We start from the raw sequence: 21,584 nt of genomic DNA, 5'->3' as shown, positions 1-21,584 counted from the left end.
CCCGCGCTCGCCGGCTACGAAAGCCGGCGAGCCGTGGCGCGCAACGTCACCAGTTGTATTTCGCGGTGGCGATCACCGTGCGGTCGGTCCCGAACACGCAGACGTTCGCCGACTGGCAACCGCTGATGTAATGGCGGTTGAACAGGTTCGTCCCGTTCACGGCGAAGCGCCAGTTACGCGTGTCGTAATGCAGGCCCGCATCGAACAGCGTGACGCTCGATACCGTCAGCGAGTTGTCGGCCGCACCGGCCGACGCGCTCTGGTAGCGAATGCCGCCGCCGAGGCCGAAGCCGGCGAGCGGCCCCGTGTACCACGTCCAGTCGGTCCAGAGCGACGCCATCTGGCGCGGGCGCGGAATGTCGACCGGCCAGTTGTTCAGCGAGACGTCGTTGGCCTGCACGTTCTTCACGTCCTGATAGACGTACGACGCGATCACCGACAGGTTTCGCGTGACCTTGCCGGTCGCGCTCAGCTCAATCCCGCGCGAACGCACTTCGCCCGTCTGCACGGACTTCGTGCCGGTATCGTCCTGGCTCGGCAGCGCCGACGTGAGCACGTTGGTCTGGTTGATCTGGTAGATCGCCGCGTTCAGCATCAGGTTCTTGCCGGGCGGCTGCCAGCGCAGGCCGGCTTCGATCTGCTTGCCGCGCGTCGGCTGCGGCAGCCCGCCGCCGACCAGGTTCACGCCGATCAGCGGATTGAACGACGTCGCATAGCTGACGTACGGCGACAGCCCGTAGTCGCCCTGGTACGTGAGGCCGACGCGGCCGGTGAACGCCGTGACGTCCGCCTTCGTCGACGTGCCGCCCGCGCGGTCGTCCATCCGCATGTTGACCCAGTCCTCGCGGCCGCCGAGCGTCAGCGTCCAGCGGTTCCACTTGACCTGGTCCTGCGCGTACAGGCCGAACGTGTTCATCGTCGTGTACGTGTTGGTGCGGAACGTCGCGTCGGGCGTGAACACCGCCGTCGTGACCGGCTGATAGACCGGGTTGTAGATGTTCAACGGCGGCGCGGCGGCGAGCCATTCGCTGTCGGTCGCGGTCTGGCGGTTGTACTGGAAACCGAGCAGCAGCGTGTGCTGCAGCGGGCCCGTCGCGAAGCGGCCCTCGAGGTTGTTGTCGATGTCGAAGCGGCTGTAGTTCATCTGGAACACGCCGGCCCAGCGCGACACGTCGGTCGTGCTGCCGTCGACGAAGCCGTTGCCGAACACCGAGCCGTTGTCGAGCGACAGGTGCATGAGGCGCGTGTTCTGGCGGAACGTCCAGGCCGGCGTCAGGTTGCGCTCGAACTGGTAACCGACCGACCACTGCTTCTTGCGGTAGTAGTTGAAGTTGCCGTCGCCTTCGTAGACGTCCTTGTTGATCTGGCCGTTCGGGTTCGGCAGCACCGTGCCTTGCGCGGGCAGGAAGTTCGACGAGATGTCGCCCCAGTCCTGCAGGTAGGTCGCGGACAGCGTCAGCGACGTATCCGCGTCCGGACGCCAGCGGAACGACGGCGCGAGCGCGACGCGCTGGTCGTTGTTCGGGCCCGTCAGCGCGTTGCCGTCGCGCGCGACGCCGACGAACCGGTACGCATACTTGCCGTCCGGGTCGAGCTTGTCGCCGACGTCGATCATGAACTGCTTGCGCGCGTAGTTGCCGATCTGCACGCCCGCTTCGCGCACGCGCTCGCCGTCGGCGAGCTTGGTGTGCACGTCGATGATCGCGCCCGGATCGCCCGCGCCGTACAGCACCGAGGTCGGCCCGCGCAGCACGCTGATGCTGTCGATCATGTACGGATCGACGCGCCAGCTCGCGAGGTTGATCGTGTTCGGCACCTGCAGCCCGTTCACGTAGGCGGTCGGCGTGAAGCCGCGCAGCGCCGCGTACCAGTCGGAGCGGTTGTCCGACCCGTACGACGAGAAGCCCGGCACGTAGCGCAGCGCCGCGTTCACGTCGGTGGCGCCGGTCATCTCGATCTGCTGCGCGGTGACGACGTTGATCGTCTGCGGGATCTCGTTGAGCGGCGTGTCGGTCTTGGTGCCGGTCGTGCTGCGTTTCGCGACGAGCCCGACCGTGCCGTCTCCGGCCGAGGCCGCGTTGACGGTGATCGCCGGCAGCGTGCCGTTTTGCGCGCTGGTCGACGTCGTCGCCGTCGCGCCGTTTTGCGCACTGCTGGCCGACGCCGCGGCGCCCGCGTTCACGGCCGGCGCCGTCTGGGCGTATGCGTGCCCTGCCGCCGCCGTACCGAACGCCACGCTTGCCGCGGCTGCGATCGCACGCAAACGCGTGCCTGTTGCCCACTCCATCTTCTTCTGCTCCACTTTTTTCATGCGGTCTCCGACCGCGCCTTTGTCAAAGAGCGAAAGCCATCCGGCTCGCGCTCACCCCGTTGTTCGGTCGTTTTTCATGCGTGGTCCGGGCCGCGCCTTCGTCAGGCGCGGGCGCGATCCCGTCTTCCAGCGACGCGCAGATTTCGTCCGCGCGGCGCGCCAGTACCGACAGCAGCGTGTCGGACAGGCCGTGGCTGTCTTCGCAGCAGCCTTGCAGGTAGATGCGCGGCGCGAAGTGCTCGGGCGTCGCGAGCAGGTAGTCGCGTGTGACGTCGCCGCGCGTGAGCGCATCGCCCAGATGCGGCTCGAGCCCTTCGAGCAGCGCCGAATGCGTGTCGCGGCGGTAGCCGGTCGCGAGCACGAGCGCATCGAAACGCTCGACGCGCGTCGCGCCGCTCATCCGATCGCGCAGCGTCAGCTCGATGCGGCCGTCGGCGGTGCGTACCGCCGCCTCGATCGCGCTGTTCGCGAGCAGCGCGTGACGCGGCGTGCCGTCGATGCGCTGCAGGTACAGCATTTCGTAGATCTGCTCGATCAGCGGCCGGTCGACCACCGCATAGTTCGTGTCGCGATAGCGTTCGAGCAGCGCGCGGCGCGCGTCGTGCGGCTGCGCATAGACGACGTCGGTGAATTCGGGGCTGAAGATTTCGTTGACGAACGGGCTGTCGTCGGCCGGCTTCAATGCGCCGGCACGCATCACGAGGTTCGCGTCGACGTGCGGGAAACGGCGTGCGAGATCGATGAACACTTCAGCCGCGCTCTGCCCCGCGCCGATCACCGCGACACGGCGGCGCTCGCCGTCGGACGATGCGACGAGCCGGTCGATGTCGGTCAGGTACGACGACGAATGGATCACGCGGTCGCGGCCGAGCGCGGCGAACGCATCGGGAATCGCTGGCGTGCCGCCGACGCCGACCGACAGCGCGCGCGTGACACGCTGGCGCTCGTGGCCGGCCGCGTCGCGCGACAGCACGCGCAGCGCGTCGATCCTCGCGCCGTCGCCACGCACCGGTTCGATGCCCAGCACGGTTTCGCTGTAATGGACGCGATCGTCGAATGCGTCGGCCACCCAGCTCAGGTAGTCGTGGAATTCGACGCGGGTCGGATAGAAGTTCTTCAGGTTGACGAATTCGTTCAGCCGGCCGCGTTCGAACAGATAGTTGATGAACGTGTAGCGGCTTTTCGGATCGCGCATCGTGACGAGATCCTTCAGAAACGAAATCTGCATCCGGCAATCGTCGAGCAGCATCCCGCGATGCCAGCCGAATTCCGGCTGGCGCTCGATGAAGCAATGAGCGAGCGTGTGTGCGCTGCTGCGCTCCGCGAGGCGCACGGCCAGCGCCAGATTCGACGGCCCGAAGCCGACGCCGATCAGGTCGAATACGGTTTCTCTCTGCATGTCTCAGCTTCCTTGTCGGTGAATCCGGCCCGTCAGACGTGACGGCCGGAGAAGAACGTCTCGCGCAGCGTGCGCATCCACCACGGCTGCGCGTCGGCCAGCGCGAGACGGCGCTGCCGCGCGAAACCATGCCGCGCGAGAAGGTCGGCAACCCGCGTGTGGCCGGCCGGAACGGCACAGCCGACCGCTTCGGTACGCAGGTCGTCGAGAAACAGGTAATGCACGACGGACGGCAGCCAGCCGGCCACGCAGTGCGGGCCGCGCCAGCGCGGCTCGCCGACCAGCATCCGCAGCCCGCGGTCGTAGTCGCGCGCCGCGACGTGCGGCCCGAGCGCGTCCTCCTTCAGCCAGAACGCTTCGAAATACGCGAACGGCTCGCCGTCGAAACAGCCGAGCAGCGGCGTGACGTGCGGATCGGCTTCCTGCGGGCCTTCCGCACCGCGTTGCACGGGCTGCTCGCCCGGCCAGCCTTCGCGCACGCGCGGCTCGTCGAACCAGCGCGCGAGCCGCTCGGCGTCCTCCGCCGGCTGCCAGCCGCGCAACGTGAAACGCACGCCGAGTGCCGGCAGATCGCGCGCATAGACGTCGCCGTTCGGTGCGGGCGGCCGGCGCGGATGACGCCGGCCGTCGGTGATCGTCGGCAGCGTCGCGCACGGCAGAGGCGGGTCGACGCGCCACAGATCGGCCTGTTGCGCCCAGCCGTCGCGCAGGCAGCGGCCGCCGTCGGCGAGGACGCCGCTCGCGCGCAGCGCGTCGAGCGCGACCGCCGGCCAGGCGGCCGGGTCGAGCCGGATCGCCGCGTGGCGCGCGCTGTCCGAGAACGCCGCGGCCAGCGCGGCCAGCAGCGCGCGCCGCTGGTCGGCCGGCGCCGCGCGATGGTTGTAGGCGACGAGGCGCAGCGCGCCGTCGTCGCCGAGCTGCGCACGCAGCAACTGCGCGCCGATGCCGTCGCCCTGCGCGACGCGGATCTCCGCGCCGTCGCGCAGGGCGAACAGGCCGCCCGCGAACGCGAGGCGGTAGGTATCGAGCATCGTGAATCCGTCCGGACGCACTTCAGCCAGCATGGCGCGCCTCCCGCCCAGTTTCGGCGTGCGCATCGAGCCGCGCGCCGAGGGCCGCGAGCGTCGGTGCCGCGAACACGTCGGCCACCGTCAGCGCATGGCCGGCACGGCCGGCCGCGTCGACGAAGCGCACGACGTCGAACGACGTCGCGCCGGCTTCGAACAGGTCCGCATCGGGCTCGGGGGCAGCCGTCGCGAACGTGTCCGACCACAGCGCGGCGAGCACGGCAGCGGCATGCGACGGCGTTGCGTTCAGCCGGGTTGCGCCGTTGGCGCGTGCGCCGAACGCACTGGACGCAGCGTGCGTGGCCGTGTGCGCATCCGGTGCGCCCAGCGCCGCTTCCGACGCGCCGGCGAAACGCGCGACTTCGTCGTGATACAGATCGACCAGCGCCTCGACGAAATCGCGCGCGAGCAGTTCGTCCGCATACGAAAACGCGGCGCTCACGCGGCCGTCCGGATGCTCGACGACGTCCAGTTCCAGCGTAAACACGACGCGATGCCGCACGTCGTCGAATTCGGCCAGCGACAGGCCGGCCCAGTCGCGTGCGGCCGCGCCGGTCGGGCGCAGGTAGTTGAACATCACCTGGAACAGCGGATTGGCCTGCGCGGCGCGCGGCGCACGCAGCGCGGCCACGACGTCGGCGAACGGCACGTCGGCATGCGCATACGCGGCGAGCGCCGTGTCGCGCACTTGCGCCAGCACGTCCGTGCGGCGCGCGGCCGGGTCGATCCGCGTGCGCACGACGACCGAGTTGATGAACAGGCCCAGCGCGGTACGCGCCGCGTCGCCCGTGAGTTCGCGCGTCGACGCGAGCACGCCGACCGGCTGGTCGGCCGCGCCCGTCGCGCGGAACAGTGCCGTGTTGAGCGCCGCGTGCAGCAGCATCGGCAGCGTCGCGTGCGAGACCGACGCGGCGTCGCGCGCCGCGCGAATCAGGTGCGTATCGAATTCGAACGCGATGCGGGCCGCGCGCCATTGCGGCACGGCCGGCGCATCGGTGCGCTGCGGCAACACGCGCGACGGCAGGCCGGCGAGTGCATCGCGCCAGTACGCGACGCGCGCCGGATGGCGTGGCGCGGGCAACACGAGCGGTTGGGCGGCCGGTTCGACGGCTTCGTCGACCGGGGCGGCGCCGCGCTGCACGCGGGCGACATAGCGGGCCCGCACCGCGTCGAGCCACAGCTCGATCGATTCGCCATCCGACACGATGTGATGGATCGTCACCGACAGCACGTGATCGTCCGCACCGAGCCGCAGCAAGCGGGCGCGCCACAGCGGCGCGTCGGCCGCGAGGTCGAACGGTGCGAGCGCGTCCTCGTCGGTCAACGCGGCCGCGCGGGCCGGCGCATCGGCTTGCGCCGACAGGTCGATCACCGGCAGGTCGACGGCAACGCCTGCGTCGATCCGCTGGCCCGGCAGCGCGCCGTCGCGGGCGACGAGCCGCGCACGCAGCGCCGGATGCACGGCTGCCGCATCCGCGAACGCGGCGCGCAGCGCGTCGACATCGAGCGGGCCGCGCACACGCAGCGCGACCGGAATGTTGTATGCGGCGCTGTCCGGCTGCGCGCGCCACAGGAACCACAGGCCGAGCTGCGCGGGCGACAGCGGCCACACGCCGTGCGCGTCCGGTTTGACCACCGCGATGCCCGGCGCCGTGGCGCCGGTATGCGCGGCGCGCGGCGCGTCGGCCACCTGCCGCGCGTACTGCGCGAGCACGGGCGCCTCGAACAGCGCGCGCACCGGCACGTCGCGGCCGAGCCGTTCGGCCACGCGCGTCGCGACACGCACGGCGGCGAGCGAATGACCGCCGAGATCGAAGAAGTGATCGCCGCGGCCGACCCGCTCCAGGTTCAGCACGTCGCACCAGATCGCCGCGAGCGCGGCTTCGTCGCCGTCGTGCGGCGCCTCGTACGCGCGTTCGACCCGCACCGGCGCCGGCAGCCGCGCACGGTCGACCTTGCTGTTCGCGTTGCGCGGCAGCGCGTCGAGCACGATCAGTTGCGCGGGCACCATGTAATCGGGCAGCGTGCGGCGCAGGTGCGCGTCGAGCGTCGCGGCTTCGACCGGCTGCGCGGCCGCCTGCGCTTCGGCGGTCAGCTCGACGTACGCGACGAGCTGCGCGAGCGCGCCCTGCCCGTGCACGACCGCGCAGGCTTCGCGCACCGCATCGTGCGCGGCGAGCTGCGCTTCGATTTCGCCGAGTTCGATGCGCAGGCCGCGCAGCTTCACCTGGTGATCGACGCGGCCGATGAAATCGAACACGCCGTCCGCGCGGCGGCGCACGAGGTCGCCGGTACGGTACAGCCGCGCGCCCGGCGCGCCGTACGGATCGGGCACGAAACGCTCGGCCGTCAGCGCCGGACGGTCGAGGTAGCCGCGTGCGACGCCGATGCCCTCGCCGCCCAGATACAGTTCGCCGATCACGCCGACCGGCAACGGATGCAGCCGCGCGTCGAGCACGTGCGCGGTGCGCGCGCCGACCAGCGTGCCGATCGGCAGATACGCGGCATCGCCGAGCTTCGCGAGCTCGTCGCCGGGCCGGAACATCCACAGCGTCGGCGTGATGACCGTCTCGGTCGGGCCGTAGCCGTTGACCACGCGCACGTTCGGCAGCGCGCGGCGCAGCATCGCGAACGCCTCGCGCGACGTCGCCTCGCCGCCGACGGTCAGCGAACGCAGCGTCGGCGGTGCGCCGTGCGCGAGCGCCCATTCGGCGAGCTGCGCCGCGCAGCCGGGCGGCACGTAGGTCATCGTCACGCCGTCGCGGATCATCATCGCGCAGGTCTGCGCGGGCGGCCACAGCACGTCGGCCGTCACCGATACGGCGGCGCCCGACATGTATTGCGAAAACCAGCCTTCGTGCGCGCCGTCGAAATTCACCGACTGGAACAGCAGGAACACGTCGTTTTCACCCGCGCCGTAGCGCTCGGCGATCGCCGCGCAATGCAGTGCGAACGACGCGTGGTCGACGATCACGCCCTTCGGCTTGCCGGTCGACCCCGACGTGTAGATCGCATACGCCGCGTGGCCGGGCAGCACGTCCGGCAGCGCGACGTGCGCGGCTTCGTCGAGCGCATCTATTTCGTCCGCGCGCCAGATGCGCAGTTCTGGCGATTCGGGCAGCGACACGACGCTCGCGGCGTCGGTCAGCACGTGCGCGATGTTCGCATCGCCGACGATCTGCGCGAGCCGTTCGCGCGGGTGCGCCGGATCGAGCGGCACGAACGCGGCGCCCGACTTCAGCACCGCGATCAACGCGACGAGCAGGTCGACCGAGCGCTGCAGCGCGACGCCCACGCGCGTCTCGGGCCGCACGCCGGCCGCCACCAGATGGCGCGCCAAACGTGCCGCGCGGGCATCGACTTCGCCGCGCGTCAAGGCGCGATCGATATCGGCGACGCCACGTGCGTCGGGCCGCGCATGCGCATGCGCGGCAATGCGTGCATGTACCGAGATGAACGGCTCGGCAGCGGTCGCGCCGGCCGGCGCATTCCATGCGAAAAGCTGCGCGCGTTCGTCGTCAGGCAGCCAGTCGAGATCGCCGATCGGCAGATCCGGGCGCGCGAGCGCATCGGTCAGCAGCGTGACGAAGCGCGCGGCCAGCCGCGCGATCGCGTCCGCGTCGAACAGGTCGAGCGCGTAGATGAAGGCGGCGTCGAAGGTGCCGTCCGGTGTCGCTTCGACGGACAGCGTGAGGTCGAACTTCGCGGACGGCGTGCCGGACGGCAGCAACGCGGCCGACGCCGCGCCGAGCGCCGGCAGCGCGCGGCGTTCGCCGTACGCGGCCATCACCTGGAACAGCGGATGGTGGCTCGCGCTGCGCGGCACGCCGAGCGCGTCGACCACCTGCTCGAACGGCACGTCCTGATGCATCTGCGCATCGACGAGCGCCCGCTGCGTACGCGCGACCAGCGACGAGAAATCGCCGTGCGCGGGCACGTCGACGTCGATCGCGAGCGTATTGACGAAGAAGCCGATCAGGCCGGCGACTTCCGCGCGCTCGCGGTTCGCGGCCGGCACGCCGACGCAGATCCGTGCGTCGCCGGTCGCGCGCGCCAGCAGCACATCGAGCGCGGCGAGCAGCACCGCGAACGGCGTCGCGCCGGACGCGGCCGCGAACGCGCGCAGCTGCGCACCGAGGCGCGCGTCGAGCGAAAATACGTGACGCGCGCCGCGCGCACTGCGGCGGGCCGGACGTGCGGCCGCACCGGGCAACGTCAGCACGCCACGTTGCGGGTCGAGCCGCTCGCGCCAGAACGCGAGCTGACGGTCGCGCTCGCCGGCGTCGAGCCAGCGGCGCTGCCACAGCGCGTAGTCGGCGTACTGGATCGGCAGCGGCGCGAGCGGCACCGGTTCGCCCGACGCATACGCGCGATAGAACGCCGCGAGTTCGAACAGCATCACGCCCGACGACCAGCCGTCCGACACGATGTGATGCACGGTGAGTGCGAGCCAGTGATGCGTCGCGTCGAGGCGAATCAGATGCGCACGCACGAGTGGCGCGGTGCCGAGATCGAACGGTTCGGCCTCGTCGGCCGTCGCGACGGCTTCCGCGCGCGCCACGCGCTGCACGTCCGGCAACGCTTCGAGATCGGTTTCGCGCCACGGGCAGCGCAACGGCGCATGGATCGTCTGCGCGACGCCGTCCTGCGCTTCGTCGAAGGTCGTGCGCAGCGCTTCATGGCGCGCAATCAATGCGTCGCAGGCGAGACGCAGCGCATGCCCGTCGAGCGGACCCGTCAGCGCCAGACGCTCGGTGATGTGATACGCGTCCGGCGCATCGATCAGCCGCGCGTGCAGCCACAGCCGCGTCTGCGCGAACGACGCCGGCACGCGGTCGCTGCGCGGCGTGCGCGGCGGGATCGGCAGCACGCGGAAGTCGATGCCGGCCGCGCCGAGCTTGTCGATGAAGACCGCGCGCTGCGCGTCGGGCAGTTGCGCGAAACGCGTCGCGAGCGCCAGCCAGTCGGGTTGAACCTTCGTCATCCGTCGTCCTTATTGGGTTTCCAGTTCGCCGAGCAGCGCGTCGATCGCGCTCGCCGCATCGGTCGCGCCGCGTGCCGCGCAGGCCGCGTCGATCGCTTGCGCGCAGCGCGCCAGCGTGCGCGTGTCGAACAGCGTGCGCAGCGGCAGCGCAAGGCCCCAGTGCAGGTTGGCCTGCGCGTGAGCCTGCGTCGCGAGCAGCGAGTGGCCGCCGAGCAGGAAGAAATCGCCGTCGCGGCCGATCGCGTCCACGTGCAGCACGCGTTGCCAGATGTCGGCGAGCGCGCGTTCGGTGTCGGTCGCGAGTTCGACGGCTGCGGTCGCTTCACGCACCGGCGCGGGCAGCGCATGGCGGTCGCACTTGCCGTTCGGCGTGACGGGCAACGCGTCGAGCTCGATCAGCTGCGACGGCACCATGTACGCCGGCAGTTGCGCGCGCAGTGCGTCGAGCAGCGCCGCACGGTCGAGCGGGCCGGCGTCGCCGCGGGCGACATAGCCGATCAGTTGCTCGTCGCGCACGATCACGACCGCATCGTTGACGCCCGGCGCCGCGCGCAGCAGCGCCTCGATCTCGCCCGGCTCGATCCGCTGGCCGCGCAGCTTCACCTGCGTGTCGACCCGGCCGAGGTAGTCGAGCGCGCCGTCCGCGCGCCGGCGTGCGAGGTCGCCGGTACGGTACATGCGGGCGCCCGGCACGAACGGATCGGGCACGAAACGCTCGGCGGTCAGCGCCGGGCGGCCGAGATAGCCGCGCGCGAGGCCCGCGCCGGCGAGATACAGTTCGCCGGTCGCGCCGGCCGGCACCGGCTGCCATGCGGCATCGAGCACGTGCAGTTGCAGGTTCGCGATCGGATGGCCAATCGGCACCGCGACCGCTTGCGCGTCGTCAGGCCCGCAGGTCCAGTGCGACACGTCGATCGCGGCTTCGGTCGGCCCGTACAGGTTCACGAGCGTCGCGTTCGGCAAGAGGCGCGCCATTTTCGCGACGAGTTCGGGCGCCAGCGCCTCCCCGCTCGCGACGATCAGGCGCACGCTGTCGCATTGCGCGGCGGCCGAGAAATCGTCGAGATGCGCGGCGAACGCGGCGAGCATCGACGGCACGAAATGCAGCACCGTCACGCCGTGCGCGTGGATCGCGGCGGCCAGACGCGCCGGATCGCGATGGTCGCCGGGTGCTGCGATCGCGAGCTTCGCGCCGATCGCGAGCGGCCACACGAATTCCCATACCGACACGTCGAAGCCGAACGGCGTCTTGTGCAGCACGACGTCGTCGCGCGTCAGCCGGTACGCATGCTGCATCCACGCGATCCGGTTCGCGAGCGCGCCGTGCGTGTTGCCGGCACCCTTCGGCTTGCCGGTCGAGCCGGACGTGTAGATCAGGTACGCGAGCTGCGCGTCGTCGATCGCCGCGGTTTCATCGTCGATATCGCCCGCTTCGTCGGCCAGCAGATCCGCGACCGTCAGCAGTTGCGTATCGGCGCCCTCGCCCAGCGCGGCCTCGACCTGCTCGCGCAGATGCGCCTGCGTGATCACGACGGCCGGCCGTGCGTCACGCAGCAGGTATGCAATGCGCTCGGCCGGATAGTCGGGATCGACCGGCAGATACGCGGCGCCGGCCTTCAGCACGCCGACGAGCGCCATCACCATGTCGAACGAGCGCTCGACGCACAGCGCGACCGGCGTATCGGCCTGCACGCCGCGCCGGCGCAGCGCGGCCGCGATGCGCGACGTGGCGGCGTCGAGTTCGCGATAGGTCGCGCGTTGCACGCGGCCATGCGCGTCAGCATATTCGAGCGCGATCGCGTCGGGCGTCGCCCGTGCCGCGGCGGCGAATTGCAGGTGCAGCGGTTGCCGTTGTTCCATCGGCCAGGTACGCGCGGTGTCCTGCGCGCGTACCAGCGCGTCGCGGGTCGCCTCGTCGGCGATCGACAGCGTGCCGAGCAGCGCATCCGGCGTGCGTGCCAGCGCATCGAGTGCGCAAGCGAACGCGCGGTGCCAGGTCTCGACCTGACGCGCGTCGACGCGTGCGGTGTCGTAGCCGTAGTCGATCGTCAGTTCGGCGCCGCTCTCGATCACGAGCGTCAGCGCGAAATCGGTCGCTTCGATGCTGCGTACGCCGCTCAACGCCAGCGCGCGCGGATCGGCATCCCGCGCGGTGTCGTCCACCGGATAGTTCTCGAACACGACCAGCGTGTCGAACAGTGCGCCGCCCGACCCGCGCGCCCAGCGCTGGATGTCGGCGAGCGGCGTGTGTGCGTGTTCGGCGGCCGCCGCGTTCTCGCGCTGCAGCGTTTGCAGCCAGTCGGCCGCGCGTTGCTGCGGCGCCGGCGCGGTGATGACCGGCAGCGTGTTGATGAAAAGACCGAGCACCGAATCGACGTCCGCGAGCGCATCGGGACGGCCGGCGACGGTCGCGCCGAACGCGACGGCCGGCTGATGCGTCATCCGCTGCAGCGCGAGCGCCCACGCGCCCTGCACCAGCGTGTTGACGGTCAGTTTCAGCGCGCGGGCGGTCTGCGCGACGCGCGCCGTCGTGTCGGCATCGAGCGTCGCGCGCCACGTGACCATCTCGGCATCCGCACGGTCGGCCGTGCGTTCCGCGATCAGCGTCGGCGCGTCGAGCCGCGCCAGGCGTTCGGTCCAGAAGCGCTCGTCGGCGTCGCGCTCGCGCGTGCCGAGCCACGCGATGAAATCGCGATAACGCAGCGCCGGGCGGCTCGCGAACGGCGACACGGCGTCCGGGTCGCGGTAGTCGCGCAGCACGTCGGCGAGCAGGCGCGCGGTGCTCCAGCCGTCGAGCAGCACGTGATGACGCGTCCAGATGACACGCCACGCGTCGTCCGTCACGCGGATCAGCGTGAGCCGCATCAGCGGCGGCTCGCGCCAGTCGAAGCCGCGCGTGCGGTCGGCCGCGAGCCATGCGTCGAAATCGGCGTCAAGCGTGTCGCCGCGCGTGCGCCAGTCGAGCTGCTCGACCGGCATTTGCGCGTGACGATGCACGCACTGCAGCGGCGCGGCCTCGTCCGGCATCACGCTCGTGCGCAGAATGTCGTGACGGGCGATGGACGCGTCGAACGCGGCCGCGAGCCGGTCGGCGTCCAGCCCGGTGGCGGTCGCGACGAGCTGGTTCACGTAGCTCGCGTGGCCGGGCGCGAACAGCGCATGGAACAGGATGCCCTGCTGCATCGGCGACAGCGGATAGACGTCGTCGATCGTGCGCCAGTCGAGCGGCGCGCGTTCGATCGCGGCCTGCGTGAGGCCGGCGGCCTGCGCGAGGGGGAAATCGCCCGGCGTCGCGCCGGCGCCGCGATGCGCGACGCGTGACGCACATGCATCGACGAGTTCGCGCAGCGCGGCCGCGAAGCGTTCGGCGAACGCGTCGATCGTCGCGCGTTCGAATTGCGGCGCACCGTAGACCCAGTGGACCTTCAGCGTGCGCGCGCCGTCGCCGTCCGCGTCGAGGTACGCATGGATCGCGAGCGTGTTGCCGAGTGGCCCTTGGGGATCGCGCTCGACGCCGGTGCCGCCGAAACGCGGCACGAGCGTCGCATCGCGCGGCGCGTCGAACTGGCCGAGATAGTTGAACGTGACGCGCGGACGCGGCACGGCAGCCAGCGCCGCACGCGTGGCCGTATCGCCGAAGTGCGCGAGCACGCCGAAGCCGAGCCCCTTGTGCGGCACCGCGCGCAGCGTGTCCTTGACCGCGCACAGCGTATCGCGGGCCGTCGCTGCGACCGGCAGCGTCACCGGGTAATGGCTCGTCAGCCAGCCGATCGTGCGGCTGGCATCCGCGTCGTCGAACAGCGCTTCGCGGCCGTGTCCTTCCAGTTCGACCCGGCACGATGCGGCGCCGCGCGCGCCGGCCAGCGCCAGCGCGAGCGCCGCGCCGAGCAGTTCGATCGTCTGCGTCCGATAGGCCGCGTGCGCGTCGGTCAACGCGGCGCGGGTCAACGCCGCGTCGATCGTCTGCACGACGACGGCTGCATCGGCGTTCGTCGCCGCTGCGTCGGGGTGATCGGGCACGATGTCGTCGCCCTGCGCCATGCCGGCCCAGTAGGTGGCTTCACCTGCGAACGGCGACGCCGGTTCCGTTGCCGCGCGGGCGAGCCGTGCGGCCCAGGCGTCCGCGCGCAGGCCCGGCTGCGACAGGCGGACCGGCGTGCGTTCGCATGCGGCGCGGTAGGCGGTGTCGAGGTCCTCGAGCAGGATGCGCCACGACACGCCGTCGACGATCGCATGGTGAATCGCGAGATAGAGCCGCGTCGAACCGTCCGGCAGCCGTGCCGCGCACGCGCAGGCGAGCGGCCCGTTGCCGAGGTCGAGACGGCGTTGCAGCGCGTCGAAGCGTGCCAGCGCGTCGGCTTCGTCGCGTGCGGCGACTTCGACGAACGGCAGCGCGTCGTACGGCTTCGCCGCATCGCTCGCGTGCCACGTGCCGTCCGCGCCGCGTGCGAAGCGCTGGCGGAATGCGTCGTGATGGGTCAGCAACGCGTCGAATGCGCGTGCGAATGCATCCGCGTCGAACGCGCCGCGCACGTCGAACGACACCGATTGATTCCAGTGGCCGCGGTGCGGAATATCGAGCGCGAAGAAGCGCTGTTGCGCGGGCGTCAGGATCGGAGCGGCAGCCGGCGTGGCTGTGGCGGCCGCGGCCGGGACCGCGCTCGCCGGCTGTGCGGCAACGGCCGCGTCGTCCGTTTTCGCGATGCGCGCGAGTTCGGCGACGGTCGGCCCGTCGAACAGTTGCTTCGGCGTGAAGCGCACGCCGCGCTTGCGCGCACGGGCGATCACCTGCAGCACGAGGATTGAATCGCCGCCGAGTTCAAAGAAGTTGTCGTCGCGGCCGACCTTCGGCGCCTTCAGCACGGCCTGCCAGACGTCGGCGAGCACCGTTTCGACCGCGCCTTGCGGTGCATCGCTGGACGCGACCACAACCGGCACGGCGGCCAGTTCACGCAAAGCCGCGCGATCGATCTTGCCGTTCGCGGTCACCGGCAGGCGCGCCAGTGCGACGAACTGCGCGGGCACCATGTAATCGGGCAACGTCGCGGCGAGCGCGGCGCGTACCGCCGCTTCGTCGAACGCCGTGCCGTCGCGCATCACGACGAACGTCGCGAGCCGCAGGCGGCCGTCGTGCTCGATCGCGAGCGTTTCGGCCTGCGCGATCGGGCCGGCCGCGCGCACGGCCGCGCTCACCTCGCCCGGCTCGACGCGGTAGCCGCGAATCTTCACCTGATCGTCGATCCGGCCGAGGAATGCGAGGCGGCCGTCCGTGCGCAACCGCACGCGGTCGCCCGTGCGATACAGCCGCGCGCCGGGCGTGAACGGATCGGGCACGAAGCGCTCGGCGGTTTGCGCGGGGCGTCCGAGGTAGCCGCGCGCGACGCCCGGCCCGCCCAGATACAGCTCGCCCGTCGCGCCGGCCGGCACGCACGCGCCGAACGCGTCGAGCACCAGCGCGCGCGCATTCGGCAGCGGCAGGCCGAGCGGCACGCCGCTCGCGGGATCGCGCGCGTCGGCGGCAATCGACGCCGTGTCGCACGCGATCGCGCCGACGGTCGCTTCGGTCGGCCCGTAATGGTTGATCACGCGGCAGGCCGGCACGAGCGCGGCCAGGCGCGCGACGAGCGCCCACGTGAGCGTTTCGCCGCCCGTCACGAGCGCGTGGCGCGGCAGCACGTTGGCCGGCACGCGCGCGTCGAGCAGCGCCTGCAGATGGCTCGGCACGATCTTCAGCACACCGACTTCGCGGCGGCGCATTTCGTCGGCGAACAGGTCCGGATCGAATGCGCACGCGGCCGGCAGCAGGTGCAGCGTGCGGCCCGCGCACAACGCGCCGAACAGCGTCGTGTGGCCGAGATCGGCCGCGACCGTCGAGACCATCGCGAACGATGCGTCGGGCGCGAACGCGAGTTCGTCGAGCATCCCCTGCACGTAGTCGGCCAGCGCGCCGTGCGACACGACGACACCCTTCGGCGTGCCGGTCGAGCCCGACGTATAGATCAGGTACGCGCCCTGTTCCGGGTGCGGCGCGACGCGCACGCCGGCCGCATGGGCGAGCGTCGCGTCCTGCGCGAGCGCGTCGACGTCGAGCGGCTGCGCGTCGAGCCCCGCCGGCCATGCGGCCGGCTCCGCGACGAGCGCCCAGCGCGCGCCGCAGTCGGCGGCCGCCGCGGCGAGACGCGCGGCCGGCTGCGCGGGGTCGAGCAGCACGGCGAGCGCGCCGGCTTTCAGCGCGCCGAGCAGGCCGACGACGAACCGTGCCGAACGCTCGATGCAGACGACGACGGCCGCTTCGGCGGCCACGCCGCGTTGCATGAGCGCCCGTGAGATGCGGTTCGATGCGTCGTCGAGTTCGGCGAACGTCAGCGACGTCGATGCGTCGGCAAGCGCGACGCGGTGCGGATAGGCGGCCGCCTGCCGCGCAAACGCGGCGACGATGTCCGCATGCTCGATACGCAGCGCGCGGCCGTCGCGCGGCTGGCGCGACGCAGCCGACGCGTCGCACGGCAGCGCGGCCGTCGTGGCGTGCGGTTCATGGGCGGCGGACGCGACGAGTGCCGCATAGCTGTCGAGCCACGCACGCGCGGTGTCGGCCTCGATGCAGTCGGTCGCATAGGCCGCGACCAGTTCGATCCCGTTCGCGTCGTCGGTGAAATCCAGTGCGAAGTCGAAGCGCGCGGCAAGATCGGGCCCCGGCGTCGCGACCGCCGTGGCGCCCGGCAGCACGCTGTCGTGCCGGGCGTCGAACTGCTGCGCGAACTTCACGCGCAGCCATTCGTCGCCGCGCTTGACCGGCGGCTTCACCGCATCGACGACGCGCTCGAACGGCACGTCCTGGTGCGCGACCGCGTCGAGCGCCGCGGTACGCGCCGCGTCGACGAGCGCGCGGAACGGCAGCGTCGGCGCCACGCGGACGCGCAGCGCGACCGTATTCAGGAACAGACCCAGCAATGCGCGCGTTTCGGGACGCTGGCGATGCGCGACCGGCACCGCGACGACGACGTCCGTTTCGCCGGTCAGACGCGACAGCCATGCGTCGAGCGCGGCCAGCAGCACCGTGAAGACGGTCGCCTGCGCGTCGCGTGCGAGTTGCCGCACGTCGGCCGCGACCGCATCGGGCAGGCGTACCGATACACGGGCACCATGCAGTGTGCGCGCGGCGCCCGGCTGGCGGTCGACCGGCAGCGCGAGCGGGCCCGGCACGTCGCGCAACGCGTCGCGCCAGTAGTCGAGCTGACGCTCGCCCTCGCCGCCGGCCAGCATGTCGCGCTGCCAGTCCGCGTAGTCGGCGTACTGGATCGGCAATGCAGGCAGCGACGGTTCGCGGCTTTCGGCATACGCGCAATACGCAGCCGACAGTTCGTCGAACGCGCAGCGCGAGCTCCAGCCGTCAGTGATCGCGTGATGCGCGGTCAGCAGCAGGCGGTGACGGTCGTCCGCGAGCACGACCAGCGTCGCGCGCAGCAGCGGGCCGCGCGCGAGGTCGAACGGCTCGGCCGCGTCGCGCTCGGCGAGACGCGCGGCTTGCGCGTCGCGGGCGGCCGGCGGTTGATCGCGCAGGTCGACCGCGGCGATCGACACCGGCAGATGCGCATGAATCCGCTGCATCACGACGCCGTCGTCGTTGTCGACGAGGGTCGTGCGCCACGCTTCGTGACGGCCGATCACGTGGTCGAGCGCGCGCTGCAGCGCGTCGCGGTCGAGCACGCCGTCGATCGTCCAGTGCGCGGCGATGTGATACGCGGCGCTTGCGTCGCGCGTTTGCGCGAGCACCCAGAAACGTTGCTGCGCGAGCGATGCCGCGCGATCGACGTACGGCGCGTCCGATGCGGCAGCATCGGCCGGCGCGCGGCGCGCGGCGATCGTGACCAGCGGTTCGCCGGTTTCGCGTTCCGCGCGATCGACCGTGTCGGCCAGTTCGGCCAGCGCCGGATCGGCGAACAGCGTGTCGAGCCGCAGATTCACGCGCACGGCGGCACGGATGGCGGCCTGCAACTGCATCGCGGCGAGCGAATCGGCGCCCAGCGCGAAGAAACGATCGTCGCGCGACGGCATGACGTCGAGGCCCAGCAGCGTTTGCCAGAGGCCCGCGATCTGCTGTTCGGTCGGCGTACGCGGCGCATCGCCGGCGGCTGGCGACGTGTCGCGTGCGGCGGCAATCCGCTCGCGCAGCGCGGCACGGTCGAGTTTGCCGTTCAGCGTGTACGGCAGCGCATCGCAACGCACGAACCGGTGCGGCTGCCACGCGGCCGGCAGTTGCGCGGCCACGTGCGCCTTCAACGCCGCATCGTCGGCCGCCGCGCGCAGCGCGACGCACGCGATCAACCGCGTCGGCCCGTTGGCGGTGTCGGCGATCACGGCCGCGTCGGCCACGGCCGGATGCGAGCGCAGGCACGCGGCGATTTCCGCCGGCTCCACGCGCACGCCGCACACCTGGACCTGATCGTCGAGGCGGCCCAGATAATCGTACGCGCCGTCGTCGCGCAAGCGCGCGAGGTCGCCGGTGCGATAGACGCGCGCGCCGGGCTCACCGTCCGCATCGGGAACGAAACGTTCGGCCGTGAGCGCCGGGCGGCCGTGATAACCGCGTGCGACGCACACACCGCCGAGCAGCAGTTCGCCGACTCCATCGGCATCGGCGCCGTCGATGCGTGCGACCCGCGGGCCGATCACGCGGCCGATCGGCAGCGACGCATACGCGTCGTCCGCGGCCAGCACCGGCGTCTCGCCCGGTTCGATCGGCCACAGCATCGGCGAGATCACGGCTTCGGTCGGCCCGTAACCGTTGATCAGGCGCACGGCCGGGAACGTGCGGCGCACGAATTCGAATGCCTGCTGCGGCAGCGCTTCGCCGCCGAACGCAAGCACGCGCAGGGCCGTCGGCACGCCGTCGCTCGCGGCGACGGCCGCGAATTCACGCAGGTACGCAGGCGGAAATGCGGCGACGTTGACCGCTTCGCGCACCATCAGCGTGTGAGCGTCGACCGGCGCGAACGGCTGCGGCGGCGCGACGACGATGCCGGCGCCGACCGCGAGCGGCGCGAGCCAGCATTCGTGCGCGGCGTCGAAGTTGACCGACGCGAAATGCAGCAGACGGTCGCCCGCCTCGATCGGCAGCGCGGCGGCAAGCGCGTCGCAGTGCGCGGCGAGCGGCCCGTGCTCGACGACCACCGCCTTCGGCGTGCCGGTCGAGCCCGACGTATAGATCATGTAGGCGGCCGAACGCGGGTGCACAGTCACAGTGTCGTCATCGAACCCGTGATCCTGCGCAACGCCCGATGCTTCGGCCGTCACGTCGAACGCGTGTTCGAACGGCGTGCCGAGCGCCGCGCGGCCGGCGGCGTCGACGATGCCGTGTCGCAGTTGCGCGTCCTGCACGATCCAGTCGAGGCGCGCGGCCGGATGGCGCGGATCGAGCGGCACGAATACGCCGCCTGCCTTGAGCACGGCCAGCAGCGCGACGAACAGTTCGCCCGAACGCTCGACGCACACGCCGACCCGCACTTCGGCGCCCACGCCGGCCGCGCGCAGTTGCCGGGCGAGGTGCGATGCACGTGCATCGAGCGCACCGCGCGACAGCCGCAGGTCGTTCTGGAAAGGCACCGCGATGGCGGGCGCGTCGGGCGCGACGCGCGCCAGTTCGCGGATTCGGTGATGCAGCGCAGTCGGGAAACTCGTCATGTGCATGAAGTCCTTCGGTCCGGCCGCTTCGGCCAAGTCTCGGGGCCGCTTGGGGCGGCTTCACTGGTGTGACGAACGGCGCGGCCGATTTTTTACCGTTTTGCGCGCAAAGTGCGTGCGGCCGCTTTTTTTGCCGATGGGACTAAATATTTGCGCGGCCCGTTCGTCTATCAGGGAGGAAAGCCGGAATGGGGCGCGCCCCGTCCGCCGCTTTCGCGTCAGATTTGCCGTTTTCGCTTGATTGCCTGCCTTCCCTTTACCGACGTTGCCGATGACCGCCGCCCACGAGCCTTCTTCCCCGCCGTCCCTCGACGCTTCCCCCGGCCGCCCCGCGGCGCGCCTGATCCTTGCGCTGCTGCGCGAAAGCCGCGTGTCGCTCACGCTGGCGCTCACCGCGTGCGTGCTGAACGGCGTCGCGAGCGTGCTGCTCGTCGCGACGCTGAACCGCGCGCTGTCGCAACCGGGCGCCGCCGACGCGGCACTCGCGTGGCGCTTCGCGCTGTGCGCGGTGATCGCGCTCGTCACGCGAATCGTGTCGGGCACGCTGTTCGCCCGCCTGTCGCAGGACACGATGGCGCGCTTGCGCGTGCATCTGGCGCGGCGCGTCGGCGCGGCCGAGCTGCGCGACATCGAGCGGATCGGCGCGGCGCCCGTGCAGTCGGTGCTGACCGACGACGCGACCAACGTGTCGATGCTGTTCTTCGCGCTGCCGAACCTGGTCATGCACGGCTCGATCGTGTTCGGCTGCCTCGGCTATCTGGCGTGGCTGTCGTGGCCGGTGTGCCTGCTGGCGCTGGCGGCGATCATCGCCGGCTCGCTCGGCTATCACACCGGCGATCGCCGCGCGATCGCGGCGCTCGAAGCCGCCGGCCAGGCGCAGGACCGCCTGTTCGGCTATCTCGGCTCGCTGTTCTCCGGCGCGAAGGAGCTGAAGCTGCACGACGCGCGCGCCCGGCAGTTCGTCGACGGCCAGCTCGGCGCCGCGATCGGCGAGGTGCGCGACCACCGCCGCCGCGCGTTCAGCGCGTATGCGGTCGGGGTCGGCTGGATCATCTTCCTGTTCTACGTGTTCCTCGGCGTCGCGTCGTTCTGGCCGCAGCTCGGCGTGCATGCCGACCCGGCCACGGCGGCCGGCTACGTCGTCGTGTTCCTGTTCATGCTGGTGCCGCTCGATGGCCTGCTGAACAACCTGCCGACCGTCAACGCGGCGCGCGTGTCGCTCGGGCGCATCGAAGGCGTGATGGCCGAGTTCGGCGCGCTGCGCACGGTGCCGCCCGCGGCCGATGCGCCCGACGTGCCGCCGGCCGGCGCCGTCACGCTGCGCGGCGTCACGCACGCGTATTTCCATGAACGCGACGAACGAATGTTCAGCATCGGGCCGATCGACCTGACGATCAAGCCGGGCGAGCTCGTATTCATCGTCGGCGGCAACGGCAGCGGCAAGACCACGCTCGCGAAGGTACTGACCGGGCTCTACGAGCCCGAGCAAGGCACGATCGAGGTCGACGGCCACACGATCGGCTGGCGCGAGCGCGCGGCCTACCGGCAGCGCTTCAGCGCGGTGTTCAACGATTTCCACCTGTTCGACGCGCTGCTCGGCATCGTCGACCCGGACGATCCGTCCCGTGCGCAGGCCGATGCGCGGGCGAACGCGCTCGTCGCGAAACTCGCGCTCGATCACAAGGTGAAGGTGGTCGACGGCGCGTTCTCGACCCGCGCGCTGTCGACCGGGCAGCGCAAGCGGCTCGCGCTCGTCGTCGCGTATCTGGAAGACCGCCCGTTCTACCTGTTCGACGAATGGGCGGCCGACCAGGACCCGTCGTTCAAGGCCGTGTTCTACGAGCAACTGCTGCCCGAGCTGCGCGCGCGCGGCAAGGCCGTGATCGTGATCACGCACGACGACCGCTACTTCGATCTCGCCGACCGTCTGCTGAAGCTCGACAACGGGCGCATCGTCAGCGACACGCAACCGGCGCGCCTGCGTGCCCAGGATGGCGTCGATGCGTTGAGCGCGTAACACGGCGACAGTCGATAAAAAATCGCCGGCACGCTGCATGGGCAGTGTGCCGGCGATTGTCGTTTTCAGCGGGGATTTCAGTAGCTGACGCGTGGCGAAAAGGAAAGGCGGAAGCCACGCGTCGT

General features: G+C 71.2%; 6 protein-coding genes. 1 reads left to right on the top strand and 5 read right to left on the bottom strand.

All coding sequences use genetic code 11. From position 1 onward, the window contains the following. Positions 1-46: 46 nt before the first annotated feature. Genes HWX07_RS31550 through HWX07_RS31530 form a run of 5 tightly spaced genes read right to left on the bottom strand, consistent with a single transcriptional unit; the run spans position 47 to position 19,442 of the window. The gene (locus tag HWX07_RS31550) at positions 47-2,311 is read right to left on the bottom strand and encodes a TonB-dependent siderophore receptor (protein ID WP_175878969.1); all 2,265 of its coding nucleotides are present in this window, start codon (positions 2,309-2,311) and stop codon (positions 47-49) included. Positions 2,312-2,333: 22 nt separating this feature from the next. Beyond that, the gene (locus HWX07_RS31545; protein WP_175878968.1) at positions 2,334-3,710 is read right to left on the bottom strand and encodes a lysine N(6)-hydroxylase/L-ornithine N(5)-oxygenase family protein; all 1,377 of its coding nucleotides are present in this window, start codon (positions 3,708-3,710) and stop codon (positions 2,334-2,336) included. Positions 3,711-3,742: 32 nt separating this feature from the next. Then, the gene (locus HWX07_RS31540; protein WP_175878967.1) at positions 3,743-4,774 is read right to left on the bottom strand and encodes a GNAT family N-acetyltransferase; all 1,032 of its coding nucleotides are present in this window, start codon (positions 4,772-4,774) and stop codon (positions 3,743-3,745) included. Next, the gene (locus tag HWX07_RS31535) at positions 4,764-9,761 is read right to left on the bottom strand and encodes a non-ribosomal peptide synthetase (RefSeq protein ID WP_175878966.1); all 4,998 of its coding nucleotides are present in this window, start codon (positions 9,759-9,761) and stop codon (positions 4,764-4,766) included. The genes HWX07_RS31540 and HWX07_RS31535 overlap by 11 nt, the downstream gene beginning before the upstream one ends. 9 nt (positions 9,762-9,770) lie before the next feature. Beyond that, complete coding sequence (locus tag HWX07_RS31530) at positions 9,771-19,442, bottom strand: non-ribosomal peptide synthetase (protein ID WP_175878965.1); 9,672 nt, start codon at positions 19,440-19,442, stop codon at positions 9,771-9,773. Between the two features lie 271 nt (positions 19,443-19,713). Here HWX07_RS31530 and HWX07_RS31525 point away from each other — a divergent pair, with 271 nt between their 5' ends. Beyond that, complete coding sequence (locus HWX07_RS31525) at positions 19,714-21,459, top strand: cyclic peptide export ABC transporter (RefSeq protein WP_175878964.1); 1,746 nt, start codon at positions 19,714-19,716, stop codon at positions 21,457-21,459. Positions 21,460-21,584 lie beyond the last annotated feature (125 nt).

The organism is Burkholderia sp. BCC0097 (assembly GCF_902832985.1).
Classification (GTDB): Bacteria; Pseudomonadota; Gammaproteobacteria; order Burkholderiales; family Burkholderiaceae; genus Burkholderia; species Burkholderia orbicola.
This window is presented reverse-complemented; position numbering and strand designations above follow the sequence as displayed.

Bases quoted from the DNA above. Each gene is read 5' to 3' on its own strand.
- HWX07_RS31525 (WP_175878964.1), top strand. From the start codon at position 19,714: ATGACCGCCGCCCACGAGCCTTCTTCCCCGCCGTCCCTCGACGCTTCC.
- HWX07_RS31550 (WP_175878969.1), bottom strand. From the start codon at position 2,311: ATGAAAAAAGTGGAGCAGAAGAAGATGGAGTGGGCAACAGGCACGCGT.
- HWX07_RS31530 (WP_175878965.1), bottom strand. From the start codon at position 19,442: ATGACGAGTTTCCCGACTGCGCTGCATCACCGAATCCGCGAACTGGCG.
- HWX07_RS31540 (WP_175878967.1), bottom strand. From the start codon at position 4,774: ATGCTGGCTGAAGTGCGTCCGGACGGATTCACGATGCTCGATACCTAC.
- HWX07_RS31535 (WP_175878966.1), bottom strand. From the start codon at position 9,761: ATGACGAAGGTTCAACCCGACTGGCTGGCGCTCGCGACGCGTTTCGCG.
- HWX07_RS31545 (WP_175878968.1), bottom strand. From the start codon at position 3,710: ATGCAGAGAGAAACCGTATTCGACCTGATCGGCGTCGGCTTCGGGCCG.